We start from the raw sequence: 14,407 nt of genomic DNA on the forward strand, positions 1-14,407 counted from the left end.
GGGTCAACGGTTTCGGAGGACTCATTCCGCGGTCGCAGGGCACACATCCAGGCTCGTTCAGTCGCACGTGACGTGTGCAGCAGGGCGCGAAAAAGGAAACGCCCCGGACCTCCACGAGGGAAGTCCGGGGCGCTTCGGAAAGAGGGACCGCCGGGAGTGGATCTCCTGGCGGACCCGTGGACCCAGAGGGGGAGGGGGGGGACCCCTAGGTCCAACATCTCGAAAATCTGACCGTCCTCTCAACAACACCTGCGGCAGCGTCTATTTCCGCTACCGCGACCAACCCCATCCGGTGTGACGATCATAAGAACCGCCCCCCCTACCTTCAACCGCACCGCGCATCTGTAACCCGGTCAGCCGACACTCCATTCCGGCATAGGTCCGATGCCTCGTACTGGCCCCAGAACGCACCTGCTCACCCAGACGCTGGAGGCGGCGTACGCGCGCCTGGGGCTCCGAGGAGGCTCGGTGCTGCTCGCCGTCTCCGGTGGAGCGGACTCCACCGCGCTCCTCGTGGGAACCGCGCGGGTGGCGCCCCGGCTGCGCCTGCGCGTGGAGGTCGCGACACTGAACCATGGCCTGCGACTGGAGTCGCAGGCGGAGGTCCAGGCGGTTGTCCGGCTGGCCGGTGGGCTCGGGCTGCCGTGCCACGTCCGCGAGCTGCACCTGCGACCCGGCGCGGGCGTGGAGGCCAGGGCCCGCGAGGCCCGCTACGCGGCGCTGGAGGCGCTCCGGCGCGAGCGCGGGCTGATGGCGGTGGCCACGGCCCACACGGCGAGCGACCAGGCGGAGACGCTGCTGATGCGGCTCGCGCGGGGCACGGCGCTCCGGGGCGCGGGCGGCATCCAGGAGGCCCGAGAGGGGCTCGTCCGCCCGCTCCTCGAGCGCACGCGCGCCGACGTGGAGGCGTTCCTCGCGGAGGAAGGTGTCACATACTCGACAGACCCGATGAACGCGGACCCGGCGCTGTTCCGCACGCGCATCCGGCGAGACGTGCTGCCCGCCTTCTCGCGGGCCGCGGGGCACGCGGTGGAGACGCGGCTGGCGGCCTTCGCGCGGCTCGCCGCGGAGGACGACGCGCTCCTGGCGTCGCTGGCGGACGAGGCGTGGCGGCGGCTGCGACTGGAGGACGGCAGCCTGGAGGCGGTGGGCGTGCGCGCCCTGGAGGCGCCGCTGCGGCGCAGGGTGCTCGTCCGGCTGCTGGGCGAGGCGGGCGTGCCCGCGGACGAGGCCCTGCTGGCGCGCGTGCTGCGCGCGGTGGAGCGCGGAGGAGTGGCCTCGCTCGGCCGGGAGCTTCAGCTGCGCGCGGCGAGCGGGCGCGTGCGGTGCGTCCGGCGCGAGGAGCGCCCCGAGACGCGGGAGTTGCGGCTGGACGGGCCGGGAGCGGGGGGGCTGTTGGAGGGCACGGGGTGGCGCTTCTCCGTGGAGCCCGGCCCTCCACCTCTGGGCGTGCACGGGCTGGTGCTCGCGGAAGGGACGCGCTGGCCGCTCACCGTGCGGACGCGGCAGCCGGGCGACCGTCTCGGCACGGCGGCGGGACAACGGAAGCTGCAGGACGTGTTGGTGGACCTTCGGGTGCCCGCGGAGAAGCGCGCCGCGTGGCCGGTGGTGGTGGACGGCGAGGGAAGGGTGCTGTGGCTCCCCGGGTTGTGGTCCCCTCCGCCCCCCGCCGTCGCGTCCGGCCATGCCCTGTGGGCGGCACCTCCGGGTCCGAGCATTCAGCGGACCCCTTCGTTATAGAGTGGAATGAATGCAGTCCGGGGATGGCCGCGGCCCCCTAAATAGTTGAGGGCTTTTTGCTGTTGCTGATACGGTCCGACGTTGGGTGGCTCGCCTGGTGTCGGCCAAATGATGGAAAAAGCTGGGGTTCTTCCCAGCGCGGCCCTCATCCCGCCGAGTACCGAAAGGGCAGCTGACACGTGCGTTCGACCTACAAGACCATCGGGCTCTGGGTCATCCTGATCGTCCTCTTCGTCGCCTTCTACAACTTCTTCTCCCAGGGCAATGACCAGGTCCAGGAGCCTTCCTTCACCCAGCTTCTCTCGAAGGTGGAGGAGAAGAAGGTCAAGGAAGTGGCGGTCAAGGGAAACACCTATTCCGGCAAGTTCGTCGATACGAGCGAGAAGTTCCGTACGACGGGCCCCGCGCCGGACGCGGCCATGCTCAACCAGCTCCGCGCCAACGGCGTGGACGTGAAGTACGAGCGGGAGGAGCAGAACAGCCTCTGGCTGACCATCCTCGGTCAGTGGATGCCGGTCGTCTTCCTGTTCCTCTTCTTCATCTTCTTCATGCGCCAGCTCCAGGGCGGCAGCGGCAAGGCCATGACCTTCGGCAAGTCGAAGGCCAAGCTCCTGAGCGAGAGCCACAACAAGGTCACCTTCGCGGACGTGGCCGGCGTGGACGAGTGCAAGGAGGAGCTGGAGGAGATCGTCGCCTTCCTCAAGGACCCCAAGAAGTTCACCAAGCTGGGCGGCCGCATCCCCAAGGGCGTGCTGATGATGGGCCCCCCGGGTACCGGCAAGACGCTGCTGGCCCGCGCGGTGGCCGGTGAGGCCGGCGTGCCGTTCTTCTCCATCTCCGGCTCGGACTTCGTGGAGATGTTCGTGGGCGTCGGCGCCAGCCGCGTGCGCGACCTGTTCGAGCAGGGCAAGAAGAACGCCCCCTGCATCATCTTCATCGACGAAATCGACGCCGTGGGCCGCCACCGTGGCGCGGGCCTGGGCGGCGGTCACGACGAGCGCGAGCAGACGCTCAACCAGCTGCTCGTGGAGATGGACGGCTTCGAGTCCAACGACGGCGTCATCCTGATTGCCGCCACCAACCGTCCGGACGTGCTGGACCCCGCGCTGCAGCGTCCCGGCCGCTTCGACCGCCGCATCGTGGTGCCGCGTCCCGACCTGAAGGGCCGCCTGGGCGTGCTGAAGGTGCACACCCGCCGCGTGCCGCTGGCGCCCGAGGTGGACCTGGACGTCATCGCCCGCGGAACCCCCGGCATGACGGGCGCGGACCTGGAGAACCTCGTCAACGAGTCCGCCCTGATGGCCGCGCGGCAGAACAAGGAGCGCGTGGACCTCAGCGACTTCGAGGCCGCCAAGGACAAGGTGTTCATGGGTCCGGAGCGCCGGTCCATGATCATGACCGAGAAGGAGAAGCGGAACACCGCCGTCCACGAGGCGGGCCACGCGCTGCTGGCCAAGCTGCTTCCGGGCTGCGACCCCCTCCACAAGGTCACCATCATCCCGCGCGGCCAGGCCCTGGGCGTCACCTGGAGCCTGCCCACCGAGGACAAGGTCAACGGCTACAAGAAGCAGATGCTGGACCAGATCTCCATGGCCATGGGCGGCCGCATCGCCGAAGAGCTCATGTTCAACGAGATGAGCAGCGGCGCGGCGAACGACATCGAGCGCGCCACCGAGACGGCGCGCGCCATGGTGTGCCGCTGGGGCATGAGCGAGAAGATGGGCCCCCTGGCCTTCGGCAAGAGCGACGGCGAGGTGTTCCTGGGCCGCGACTTCAACTCGTCCAAGGACTACTCCGAGGACACCGCCCGGCAGATTGACGCCGAGGTGCGCGGCATCGTCGTGGGCTGCTACGAGAAGGGCAAGCAGCTGCTGACCGAGAATCTCGAGGCCCTCAAGCGCGTGTCCGACGCGCTGGTGGAGTACGAGACGCTCGACGCCGAGGACGTGAACATCCTCCTGCAGGGCGGCCAGCTCACCCGTGAGCGCCCGGCGCCGCGCATCAACGCGCCGCCGAAGGCCACCGAGAAGAAGGACAAGCGGAAGATCCTCGACGCGCTCGAGGGCCTGCCCTCGATGGAGCCGAAGAAGGCGTAAGCGGCTTCCTCGAAGCACCTGAGCTGAAATGACGAAGGCCCTCCCCGGTGCACTGGGGAGGGCCTTCTGCATTGCGGGCCGTCCTCTTCGTCGTCAGGCGAGGTCGAACAGCAGGGCCTCGATGGGCTCGGAGGCGGTGAGGACGAGCTTGGACTCGTCGGACACGGCCACGCCGTCACCGGCCTTCAGCTCCACGCCGTTGAGCGTGCCCTTGCCGCGCGCCACCTGCAGCCACGCATGGCGGCCGGGGGCGAGCGTGTACTCCGCCTTCTCGCCCGGGCTCAGCAACGTCGCGTGCAGCGACATGTCCTGATGCACGGTGAGGCTGCCCTCGCGCGCGTCGCGGCTGGCCACCACTCTCCAGCGCCCCTTTCTCTCCTCCTCGGAAAATGCCTTCTGCTCGTACCCGGGCTTCAGGCCCCGCTTCTCGGGGATGACCCAGATCTGCAGGAAGTGCAGCTCCGCGTCCGAGCCGTTCATCTCGCTGTGCATCACGCCGGTGCCGGCCGTCATCCGCTGCACCTCGCCCGCGCGCAGGAGGCCCGTGCCGCCCGTGCTGTCGCGGTGGGCAATGGCCCCGCTGAGGGGGTAGGTGATGATTTCCATGTCGCGGTGCGGGTGCGTGTCGAAGCCCTCGTCCGCGATGACACGGTCCTCGTTGATGACGCGCAGGGCGCGGAAGCCCATGAAGTCCGGGTCGTAGTAGCTGGCGAACGAGAAGGTGTGGTGGGAGTCCAACCAGCCGTGGTTCGCATGGCCGCGCGCTTCAGAGGGACGAAGGGTCATCATGGTGTGCTCCTTTTCTTTCTGGAGGGGGTGCCACCGGGCCTCCCCGCTTCCGCCAACAACATGCGTCTGTTGACCCCTCACCACCAGACGACGAAGCCGGGACGCATCGTTCCACCCATGGAACGAAACGCGCGCTTGGCGGCGGGTCCGAATCCAGAGAGGGTGCGGCCATGATTCGAGCCCGTCCGATTTCCGCCGACCGTCCGGAAGACCTGACGCTCGCCTTCCGGCGGATGGGGCTGCCCCCGGCGGCCCGGGAGTACCTGCTGGAGAAGCTCCCCCACGCCCAGGTGCTCGTCACGGGGCTGTCCCGCGAGGACGGACGCTTCCTCCAGTCGCTCCACGAGTCGGCCACCGCGCCCGGGCTGGAGGAGTACCCCGCCTGGGCTCCCGGCGACGCGAAGGCGAGGCCGGGCACGGGGCTGGTCTCCGGGCGCCGGGAGCAGTTCGACCGGCTGGTGGCCGTGGCGCGCGCACAGGCCCCGGCCCTCGCCGCCGCGCTGGAGCGGGCGCTGGAGGCGGGCAGGGCACCGGCCGCACTGGAGCTGGGCGGGCGCACCTTCGCGTGGGGCGAGCGCACCTACGTCATGGGCGTCGTCAACGTCACGCCGGACAGCTTCTCCGATGGCGGGCGCTTCTTCGGCACGGAGGCCGCCGTCGCCCACGGCGTGGCGCTGGCGGAGGCGGGCGCCGACCTGCTGGATGTAGGCGGAGAGTCCACCCGTCCCGGCTCACAGCCGGTGGGCGTGGAGGAGGAGCTGGCGCGGGTGGTGCCCGTCATCGAGGGCCTGCGCGCCCGCACCTCCGTCCCGCTGTCGGTGGACACCACGAAGGCGGCGGTGGCGCGCGAGGCGCTGAAGGCGGGCGCGCACCTCATCAACGACATCACCGGCTTCCGCTCGGACCCGGACCTGCCGCGCGTGGTGGCCGAGGCGGGCGCGGCCTGCTGCCTCATGCACATCCAGGGCACGCCGGCCACCATGCAGCAGGCGCCGCGCTACGACGACCTGGTGGACGAGGTGCTGGCCTTCCTGGAGGACGCCGTGGCGCGGGCGGAGGCCGCGGGGGTGCCTCGGAGCCGCATCCTCCTGGACCCGGGCATCGGCTTCGGGAAGACGTTCGACCACAACCTCTACCTGCTGCGCCGGCTGGGCGAGCTGCGGGTGCTGGGCCTGCCCCTCCTGGTGGGCACCAGCCGCAAGGGCTTCCTCGGCAAGCTGACGGGGGGCAAGCCGGCGGCCGAGCGGCTTGCGGCGACGCTGGGGTCCGTGGCCGCGGTGGCCGCCCTGGGAGGCGCGGAGGTGGTGCGGGTGCACGACGTGGCCGAGGCCCGGGACGCCATCGTCGTGGCGGACGCAATCCGGCAAGGATTGGAGGGTGGTGCCCTGTACGGACGGTAATTTGGTGTGGCTTTCAGTCCTCGCGGTGTGGATGGCAGGACACCGCCGGGGAGCGGGCAGGGGGGCTTTGTACGACGGCCATCCCTCTTCCATGTCCCCTGGTACAGTGCGGCGCGGCCCCCTCTCGGGGCGTTGGTACTGATTTCGCAACCTCAGTCAGAGAAGCCTGCATGCCTGGGTGGTTGCCCGGGGAGCACCGGGTTCGTAGCTTCGGGCCCGGGCTGAGGGCGGGGTATAAGCCCCGACGTCGAGCGGCCGGCGCAGGCCCGGCGTGGGAAAGGTGGAGCGGCACACATGGCGTACAGGATGAACATGCCTCCGAAGGAGGAGCGGGCGTCGCAGAAGCTGTTCGGTACGGACGGCGTGCGCGGCAAGGCGAACGTCTACCCGATGACGGCCGAGGTGGCGATGCAGCTCGGGCGCGCGCTCGCGTACCTCATCCGCAACGGACCGCATCGTCATCGCGTCATCATCGGCAAGGACACGCGGCTGTCGGGCTACATGCTCGAGCAGGCGCTGGCCGCCGGCATCATCTCCATGGGCGTGGACGTGGAGCTCGTGGGCCCACTGCCGACGCCGGGCATCTCCAACCTCACCACCTCCATGCGGGCGGACGCCGGCGCGGTCATCTCCGCGTCCCACAACCCGTACGAGGACAACGGCATCAAGTTCTTCTGGCGCGACGGCTTCAAGCTGCCGGACGAGACGGAAGGGAAGATTGAGGAGCTGGTGTCCAGCGGCTCCATCGACTCCATCCGTCCCACCGCGACGAAGATTGGCCGGGCGTTCCGCATGGAGGACGCGCGCGGCCGCTACATCGTCTACCTGAAGGCCACCTTCCCCCGCGAGCTGACGCTGGAGGGGATGACCATCGTCGTCGACTGCGCCAACGGCGCGGCCTACAAGACGGCCCCGTCCGTGCTCGAGGAGCTGGGCGCGAAGGTCATCACCCTGGGCGTGCAGCCGGACGGCAAGAACATCAACAACAAGTGCGGCGCGCTCTACCCGGAGAACCTGGCGCGCACGGTGGTGAAGCACGGCGCCCACCTGGGCATCGCGCTGGACGGTGACGCCGACCGCCTCATCGTCGTGGACGAGAAGGGCAAGGTGGTGGACGGCGACGCCATCATGGCCATCTGCACCGGCGAGCTGGTGGCCCGCAAGCAGCTCAAGAAGAAGACGCTCGTGGCCACGGTGATGAGCAACATCGGCCTGGAGCGCGCGGTGTCGCGCTGGGGCGTGAAGGTGGCCCGCACCCGCGTCGGCGACCGCTACGTCGTCGACGAGATGCGCCGCAATGGCTACAACCTCGGCGGCGAGCAGAGCGGCCACCTCCTCTTCCTGGACCACACCACGACGGGCGACGGCACCCTGGCGGCGCTGCAGCTGCTGGCCGTCATGTGCCGCGCGGGCAAGCCGCTGAGCGAGCTGGCCTCCATCTTCGAGCCGGTGCCCCAGACGCTGCTCAACGTGGTGGTGAAGCAGAAGAAGGAGCTGGGCGAGCTGCCGGAGGTGATGAAGGCCATCAAGAGCGTGGAGCAGCGGCTGGGCAACTCGGGCCGCGTGCTGGTGCGCTTCTCCGGCACGGAGCCCAAGGTGCGCGTGCTCATCGAGGGCGAGGACGCGGCCCGCAACGAGGCGTACGCGAAGGAGATCGCGAACGCCCTGTCCAAGTCGCTCAACGGCTGAAGCGGCCTCAGGACGGTTGACTTCCGGACGCCGGCCGCGAATAGAAGGGCCGGCGCGTACCGGGGCCATCGACAATCCCGGGACCGCGCGTCAAGCGAGGTGCGGTCGATGGGACAGCGACTGGGTGTCAACGTGGACCACGTGGCGACGCTGCGTCAGGCGCGGCGCACCACGTATCCGGATCCGGTGACGGCGGCGGCCATGGCCGAGCTGGCCGGCGCGCAGCAGATCACCATCCACCTGCGCGAGGACCGGCGCCACATCCAGGACCGCGACCTGCGCATCCTCCGCGAGACGGTGCAGACGCTGCTGAATCTGGAGATGGCGGCCACCGCGGAGATGGTGAAGATCGCCTACGAGCACAAGCCGGACGTGGTGACGCTGGTGCCCGAGCGCCGCGAGGAGCTCACCACCGAGGGCGGCCTGGAAGTGGCGGGCCAGCGCGAGCACGTCGCGAAGATCATCAAGAACCTCAAGGACGGGGAGATTTCCGTCTCGCTGTTCATCGACCCGGACCTGGACCAGGTGCGCGCGTCGCACAAGGTGAACGCGGACCGCATCGAGCTGCACACGGGGCGCTACTGCGAGGCGCGCAACGAGAAGGAGCGCGCGAGAGAGCTGGCGCGCATCGTGGACGCGGCGAAGGCGGCGTCGAAGCTGGGCATGGGCGTGGCGGCGGGCCACGGGCTCAACTACGACAACGTGCAGCCGATTGCCCGCATCACCGAGATCGACGAGCTGAACATCGGCCACGCCATCGTGGCGCGTGCGGTGCTGGTCGGCTTCGAGCGGGCGGTCCGGGAGATGTTGGACCTGATGCGCAACCCGGGGTAGCGCGGCATGGGAATCGTCGGGCTGGGCCTGGACATCTGCTCCGTCGAGCGCATCCAGCGCATCATGGATGGTCCGCGCGCGGAGCCGTTCCTCAACCGCGTGTACACGGAAGCCGAGCGGGCGCTGTGCGGCCAGCGGGCGGACGCGGCCAGCGCGTACGCGGCCCGGTGGGCGGCGAAGGAGGCGCTGGTGAAGGCGCTGGGCGTTCCGCCGGGCATCCGCTGGAAGGACATGGAGGTGCGCAGGGACGGCGGTGCGCCGTATTTCGCGCTCTCCGGCAGGGCTCGCGAGGTGATGGAGGAGCGGGGGCTGGAGGCCTTCCTCGCGCTGTCCCACGACGCGGGTGTGGCCGCGGCCACGGTGGTGCTCCAGAAGAAAGGGGATTGAGCCGATGCAGCGCGTTCTCACCGCCGCACAGATGCGCGAGGCCGAGCAGGACGCGGAGAAGCGGCACGGAATGCCCTCCGCGCTGCTGATGGAGAACGCGGGGCGCGGACTGGCGGAGGTGGCCCGGAGCGTGGCCGGTCCGGACGGGCGCTTCACCGTGCTGTGCGGCCCCGGGAACAACGGCGGCGACGGGCTGGTGGCGGCGCGCTTCCTCCACGAGGGCGGAGCACGTGTCGCGGTGGCCCTGGTGGGGGATGCGGCGAAGCTGACGGTGGAGTCGGCGCGGAATCTCACGGCGCTGAAGAGCTTCGGGGTGGTGCCGCGCTCGCTGGAGACGCTGCCGGAGCTGGGGCACGGGGACGTGGTGGTGGACGCGCTGTTCGGCACGGGGCTGAGCCGCGCGCCGGCGGGAGCGTTCGCGGAGGCGATTGGAGCGATTGCTCGCTGGAGGCGGACGGGAGCGAAGGTGGTGGCGGCGGATGTGCCGTCCGGGTTGCAGAGTGACTCGGGGGAGCCGTTCTCGCCGTGCGTGGAGGCGGATGTCACGGTGGCCTTCGGCTTCCTGAAGCCGGGGCAGGTGCTGGAGCCCGGGGCCTCGCTGTGCGGGCGGGTGCGGCGGGTGGACATCGGCATGGGCGGCGAGGCGTCGAAGGAGCTGTCCGGCCCGAGGCTGATGGTGGTGGAGGAGGCGGACGCGCGCGGCACGCTGCCGGCGCGCCGGGCGGACTCACACAAGGGCACGTACGGGCACGTGCTGGCGGTGGCGGGGAGCCGCGGGAAGACGGGAGCGGCGGCGCTGGTGGCGAAGTCGGCGCTGCGCTCGGGCGCGGGGCTCGTCACGGTGGCGGCGCGTGGGGATGCACTGGACCTGATTCAGTCGCACTCGGCGGAGATCATGGGCACCCCGCTGGACGGCACTGGTCCGCTGGGGATGCGTGATTTGGACGCGCTGCTGGCGGCGGCCGAGGGCAAGGACGCGCTGGTGATGGGGCCGGGGATTCCGCGCGGCCCGGAGACCGGGGCGCTGATTGGCGAATTGCTGTCGCGCGTGGAGCTGCCCGCGGTGCTGGACGCGGACGCGCTGAACGCGGTGGCCGACGACCTGTCCGTGCTGCGACGCGCGAAGGGGCCGGTGGTGCTCACGCCTCACCCGGGTGAGATGGCGCGGCTGACGGGGAAGTCGACGAAGGAGGTCCAGGCGAAGCGGCTGGAGCTGGTGAAGCAGCTCGCCGCGGGCGTGGGCGTGACGGTGGTGCTGAAGGGAGACAGGACGCTGACGGCTCATCCCGATGGGCGCGTGTTCATCAACACCACGGGCAACGCGGGCATGGCCACGGGTGGCTCGGGAGATGTGCTGTCGGGCCTGTGTGGCGCGTTCCTGGCTCAGGGGTTCCCGATGCCGGATGCGGTGTGGACAGCGGTGTATGCCCATGGGCTCGCGGGCGATCTGGCGGCGGCGAAGCGCGGGCAGCTCGGGTTGATTGCCGGGGACCTCGTGGAGCAGGGGCTCTGCGACGTCTGGGTGCGGTGGGGCCGATGAGCACCGGGACGCCGACTCGGGTGAAGACGCTGCGACTGGCGTCTCCGGAGGAGACCCATTCATTGGGTGTTCGGCTGGGGAAGCTGCTTCAGCCGGGCGACTTCGTGGGATTGATTGGCGACCTGGGCGCGGGGAAGACGCACCTGGTGCGCGGCGTGGCGGAGGGCGCGGAGGTGCCTCGCTCGGAGGTGGCCAGCCCCACGTTCGCCATCGTGTACCCGTATTCGGGACGGATTCCCCTGTACCACGCGGACCTGTACCGGCTGACGAACTACGACGACCTGTACTCCACCGGCCTCTTGGACATGGTGGAGACCGGAGACGGTGCCTCGCTGGTGGAGTGGCTGGACCGCATCCCCGAGGCCGCGCCCCGGGAGTTCCTGCGGGTGACGTTGAGGCACGCGGGTGCGGATGCGCGCGAACTCACGGCGGAGGCGTTCGGTGCGCGGCCCACGGCGCTGCTGGAGGCCTGGGCGCCGGGCGCGTGACGCTTCACTTCAACCAGGTGGCCTGGATTCGAGGCTCCACCTGCTCTCGCAGGCGTGTCAGCCAATCGTAGGCCCTTCGCGCGGAGCCTCTTGCTGGCGCCCCTGAAGATGCGAAGGAGTTCTCCCGGAGCTCGAGGGCCCATTGCAGACATGCGCGCACGTCGGTCTGGAGGGGAGTGAGAGCCAGTTCCAGCCGGGTTGGGGGAACGGGCTTCAGCCGCTCGCGAGCCCGGTTCGCGAAGTCAGGGTCCCTCAGGAGCGCCGTCACCGTGAGATGGGGGAGTGACCCATGGTCCCGGTCCAGATGCTCCCAGAGGGCCGCCAGCGTGCGCTCGCTCGCGCCGCCCAGCACCATCGCCGTAGCCGCCAACAAGTCGGAGCCCCAGCGCTTCTGCTTCCACAGCGCGCTCACCTCCGCTTCAAGGTTGGAACTGGCATCCACTCCTGCTTCCACGTGCCGGAGTGCATCCCGCCTGAGATGGGTGAGGTCGTGGACGGACACCATCATCAAGAGCGGCTCGATGAAGGACGGAAAGCCCGCTTCTCGTGCGTGCCGGGCGAAGTCCCGCTCCCCGGGTAAATACGCTCGGGGTGGGTCCCACTGGGCGCACGTCAGGAGCGCGCCTTCCAGGTCACAGAAACGCAGGCTCGTGTTCCGCAGGTCCGAATTGCGCAGGTCCGCGTTGCACAGCGAGGCACCGTCGAACCGTGCCTCGCGCAGCCGCGCGCGACGGAAGGAGCTTCGCGTCAGGTTGGAGGCCGTGAGCACCGCGCCTTCCAGGCTGGCCTCTTCCCAGCGCGTTCCCAGTGCCACGCAGGTCGTCAGGTTCGCGCGGTCCAAGCGTGCCCACGTGAGCGAGGCACCCGACAGCGTCGCCAGCTCGAGCCGCGCCTCCTGCAGGCCACAGTCATCCAGCCGCGCGCCGTCCATCCGCGCTCTCACGAGGTCCGCGCCCGTCAGCTCCTGCTGCGTCAGGTCGATACCGCGCAGGTCGCCGAGGTTGTCACCCAGCGACTCCGTGCCAGGAAAGCCGGCCAACACCTCGCGCCAGGGGCCTTGAAAGCCCATCGAGATGAGCCGCTCACGACGGCGCTGACCGTCAGCGGTGTTCCAACGTGCAACGAGTTCATCCGCGCGCATCAACGGGCGGCCTCCAGCGCGCGACGACCTGCCGCGCACTGGTGACGATAGCCCCCGGAACCGAACGGATGCTGCTCGAGCGTCAGGCCGCGTTCCGCGGCGCGCCCGGATTCACGGGAGGGAACAAGTCCCCTCCCGTCAGCTCGTGCACGCGCCAGCGGTGGAAGACGAGGCGCGCATCCACGGCGATGACGTCCTCCTCGCTCACCTGCGCCCAGTACGGCCCGCCGCACAGGGACTCGCTGGCCACGATGAGCTGCGACACCTGCGAGCCCACCGCCGGCAGCTCCGGCACCGTGTTGCGCGTCGGCCCCGTGGACACGAAGAGCGTCCGGTTCCGCCGCGAGGCCACCATCACCTCGCCATTCGTGACGAGGAAGTTCATCGCCGAACGCGGGCCCTCTCCGCCGTCCACGTCCGTGATGGCAGACACCAGCGTCATCGTCTCGGCCACCGCGCGAGCCACCGCCTCCACGGCGACCGAGTGCTCGAGCGTGTACCTAGCCGACAGCCGGGTGAGGAACAGGTAGAAGCACCGCTCGCTGTCCGTCGTCCCCTTGATGTGGGCCTTGAAGCTCGGGTGGATGAGCGCCTCCACGGCCGCACGGTGCTTCGCGAAGTCGCGCAGCGTCCCGTTGTGCCCGAAGGTCCACCGTCCATGGTGGAACGGGTGCGAGTTGCGCAGCTCCACCGCGCCCACTGACGCCTGGCGGATGTGAGCCACCACCGTGTGCGAGGACACACGGCTGCTCACCCGCTCGAAGTCAGGGTCGCTGTGAGCGGGCCCCACACCGTGAGCCACCAGCGGCACCGGCTCGGCGCCGTAGGCGGCAATTCCCCATCCATCCTTGTGCTCGCGCGACTGGATGAGCAGCGAGTTCTTCTCCGTCACCAGCGCGGGGTGGACGGCGGCAGGCATCGCGGAACGGAATCCAAAGAGTCGGCACATGGCAGCGGCAGGTATTTATAACGCCCGGCCCTGGCGAGAAGTTCTCGAACTCGCCCGGTTGGCGTCACCTGTTACTGCGACGCCAGTTCACGCGCAGGAATTCATCTGCTGCCGGACGACGACACGTCCAGCTTTTACCACCACACGCGCGTGGCCTACTCCTAGATGGTAAGGCAGATGCCTGTAGGAAGCACAGCCGAAGACCACAAGGTCGCCCGCATCTCCAACGGCCAGCCGTCCATGTGATTGCAGCCCCAAGGATTGCGCGGCCCCACGAGTGGCCGCCCAGTACGCTTCGGCTGCACTCAAACCATTTTCGAGACACGCCAATCCCAGCACCAAGGCCACGTTTTCACTCATGGCCGAGCCAGGATTCACGTTTGAACCCAAAGCAATATTGAGCCCCGCGTCACGCAACCTGCGCCCGGGGGCATAGGGGCGCATGCGCAGGAACAGGGTGGAGGTGGGCACCAGCACCGCGGTGACATTCGCCTCCGCGAGTGCGCGCAGGCCCGACTCCGTCACCTGCTCCAGGTGGTCAGCCGTTGCGGCTCCAAGTTCCGCCGCGAGTTCCGAGGCTCCACAGGCGGTGAGCTGGTCCGCGTGGAGGCGGGGCACCATGCCGTGCGCGCGGGCGGCGGTGAGGATGCGGCGGCCCTCGTCCACGGTGAAGGCGCTGTCCTCCACGAAGACGTCGCAGAAGCGGGCGAGGCCCTCGCGCGCCACGGCGGGGATGATTTCGTCGATGCACAGCCGCACGTAGTCCTCGCGCCGGCCGCGGTACTCCTCGGGCACCGCGTGCGCGCACAGCAGCGTGGGCACCAGCTCCATGGGCGTCAGCGCGCCCAGCCGGCGCACCACGCGCAGCATCTTCAGCTCGTTCTCCAGGTCGAGCCCGTAGCCGCTCTTCACCTCCGCCACCGTCACGCCGTGCGCCAGCAGCCGGTGGATGCGGGGCAGGGCGAGCCGCACCAGCTCGTCCTCGCTGGCCGCGCGCGTGGCGCGCACGGTGCTGACGATGCCGCCACCCGCCTTGGCGATTTCGAGATACGTGGCGCCCTGGTTGCGCAGGTCGAACTCCGCGGAGCGCTCGCCCGCGAAGACGAGGTGCGTGTGCGGGTCCACGAAGCCGGGGCCCACGAAGCCGCCCTCCGCGTCCACCACCTCGGTGCTGGGGCCCACCGCGCCCGCGGGCAGCTCCTTCTCCGGGCCCACGTACGCCACGCGGCCTCCGCGCACGCCCACGCAGGCGCCGGGGCGCGGGGTGAGGGCGACTTCCGCCTTCTCGCGGTGGGTGCCCTCCAGCGTGAGCACCTCGGAGGTGTTGCGGACCAGCAAGTCCAGCGCGTCCATG

12 protein-coding genes are annotated in these 14,407 nt (G+C 69.8%); 8 read left to right on the forward strand and 4 right to left on the reverse strand.

The features are described from left to right. Window positions 1–384: 384 nt before the first annotated feature. Complete coding sequence (tilS, locus tag HG543_RS05960; protein ID WP_169343699.1) at window positions 385–1,740, forward strand: tRNA lysidine(34) synthetase TilS; 1,356 nt, start codon at window positions 385–387, stop codon at window positions 1,738–1,740. A gap of 179 nt (window positions 1,741–1,919) precedes the next feature. Next, window positions 1,920–3,836 (forward strand): ATP-dependent zinc metalloprotease FtsH, encoded by a 1,917-nt coding sequence (gene ftsH / locus HG543_RS05965; RefSeq protein ID WP_169343700.1) that lies wholly within the window; start codon window positions 1,920–1,922, stop codon window positions 3,834–3,836. 93 nt (window positions 3,837–3,929) lie between these two features. Here the strand turns inward: ftsH and HG543_RS05970 are convergent, their stop codons facing one another. Further along, window positions 3,930–4,625: a pirin family protein gene (locus HG543_RS05970; RefSeq protein ID WP_169343701.1), complete on the reverse strand. Its 696-nt coding sequence runs from the start codon at window positions 4,623–4,625 to the stop codon at window positions 3,930–3,932. Between the two features lie 170 nt (window positions 4,626–4,795). On the opposite strand from HG543_RS05970, the gene folP reads away from it, so the two are divergent. The 6 genes from folP (at window position 4,796) to tsaE (ending at window position 10,963) form a co-directional block, all read left to right on the forward strand. Further along, window positions 4,796–6,025 carry a dihydropteroate synthase gene (folP, locus tag HG543_RS05975; protein ID WP_169343702.1) on the forward strand — a complete coding sequence of 410 codons (1,230 nt, stop codon included), beginning with the start codon at window positions 4,796–4,798 and terminating at the stop codon, window positions 6,023–6,025. A gap of 294 nt (window positions 6,026–6,319) precedes the next feature. Continuing rightward, a complete protein-coding gene (glmM, locus tag HG543_RS05980) occupies window positions 6,320–7,714 on the forward strand; it encodes a phosphoglucosamine mutase (protein ID WP_169343703.1) in 1,395 nt (464 codons plus the stop codon). A gap of 108 nt (window positions 7,715–7,822) precedes the next feature. Then, on the forward strand, window positions 7,823–8,548 hold the full coding sequence (locus HG543_RS05985; protein ID WP_169343704.1) for a pyridoxine 5'-phosphate synthase: 726 nt from the start codon (window positions 7,823–7,825) through the stop codon (window positions 8,546–8,548). Window positions 8,549–8,554: 6 nt separating this feature from the next. Further along, window positions 8,555–8,935 (forward strand): holo-ACP synthase, encoded by a 381-nt coding sequence (gene acpS, locus HG543_RS05990; protein WP_169343705.1) that lies wholly within the window; start codon window positions 8,555–8,557, stop codon window positions 8,933–8,935. A gap of 4 nt (window positions 8,936–8,939) precedes the next feature. Beyond that, entirely contained in the window at window positions 8,940–10,475 is a 1,536-nt protein-coding gene (locus tag HG543_RS05995) for an NAD(P)H-hydrate dehydratase (protein ID WP_169343706.1), read from the forward strand. Then, a complete protein-coding gene (gene tsaE, locus HG543_RS06000) occupies window positions 10,472–10,963 on the forward strand; it encodes a tRNA (adenosine(37)-N6)-threonylcarbamoyltransferase complex ATPase subunit type 1 TsaE (protein WP_169343707.1) in 492 nt (163 codons plus the stop codon). The genes HG543_RS05995 and tsaE overlap by 4 nt, the downstream gene beginning before the upstream one ends. Before the next feature lie 4 nt (window positions 10,964–10,967). Here the strand turns inward: tsaE and HG543_RS06005 are convergent, their stop codons facing one another. The 3 genes from HG543_RS06005 to hutI form a co-directional block, all read right to left on the reverse strand. Beyond that, complete coding sequence (locus HG543_RS06005; RefSeq protein ID WP_169343708.1) at window positions 10,968–12,104, reverse strand: pentapeptide repeat-containing protein; 1,137 nt, start codon at window positions 12,102–12,104, stop codon at window positions 10,968–10,970. Between the two features lie 82 nt (window positions 12,105–12,186). Further along, window positions 12,187–13,053, reverse strand: coding sequence for a class II glutamine amidotransferase (locus HG543_RS06010; protein ID WP_169343709.1), 867 nt, complete (start codon window positions 13,051–13,053; stop codon window positions 12,187–12,189). A gap of 87 nt (window positions 13,054–13,140) precedes the next feature. Next, the gene (gene hutI, locus HG543_RS06015) at window positions 13,141–14,406 is read right to left on the reverse strand and encodes an imidazolonepropionase (RefSeq protein ID WP_169343710.1); all 1,266 of its coding nucleotides are present in this window, start codon (window positions 14,404–14,406) and stop codon (window positions 13,141–13,143) included. Between the last annotated feature and the right edge of the window lies 1 nt (window position 14,407).

The organism is Pyxidicoccus fallax (assembly GCF_012933655.1).
Taxonomy (GTDB): domain Bacteria; phylum Myxococcota; class Myxococcia; order Myxococcales; family Myxococcaceae; genus Myxococcus; species Myxococcus fallax.

Excerpts from the sequence above, each read along its gene's own strand:
- tilS (WP_169343699.1), top strand. The coding sequence starts at position 385 with ATGCCTCGTACTGGCCCCAGAACGCACCTGCTCACCCAGACGCTGGAG.
- HG543_RS05970 (WP_169343701.1), bottom strand. The coding sequence starts at position 4,625 with ATGATGACCCTTCGTCCCTCTGAAGCGCGCGGCCATGCGAACCACGGC.
- folP (WP_169343702.1), top strand. The coding sequence starts at position 4,796 with ATGATTCGAGCCCGTCCGATTTCCGCCGACCGTCCGGAAGACCTGACG.
- glmM (WP_169343703.1), top strand. The coding sequence starts at position 6,320 with ATGGCGTACAGGATGAACATGCCTCCGAAGGAGGAGCGGGCGTCGCAG.
- HG543_RS05985 (WP_169343704.1), top strand. The coding sequence starts at position 7,823 with ATGGGACAGCGACTGGGTGTCAACGTGGACCACGTGGCGACGCTGCGT.
- acpS (WP_169343705.1), top strand. The coding sequence starts at position 8,555 with ATGGGAATCGTCGGGCTGGGCCTGGACATCTGCTCCGTCGAGCGCATC.
- HG543_RS05995 (WP_169343706.1), top strand. The coding sequence starts at position 8,940 with ATGCAGCGCGTTCTCACCGCCGCACAGATGCGCGAGGCCGAGCAGGAC.
- tsaE (WP_169343707.1), top strand. The coding sequence starts at position 10,472 with ATGAGCACCGGGACGCCGACTCGGGTGAAGACGCTGCGACTGGCGTCT.
- HG543_RS06005 (WP_169343708.1), bottom strand. The coding sequence starts at position 12,104 with ATGCGCGCGGATGAACTCGTTGCACGTTGGAACACCGCTGACGGTCAG.
- HG543_RS06010 (WP_169343709.1), bottom strand. The coding sequence starts at position 13,053 with ATGTGCCGACTCTTTGGATTCCGTTCCGCGATGCCTGCCGCCGTCCAC.
- hutI (WP_169343710.1), bottom strand. The coding sequence starts at position 14,406 with ATGGACGCGCTGGACTTGCTGGTCCGCAACACCTCCGAGGTGCTCACG.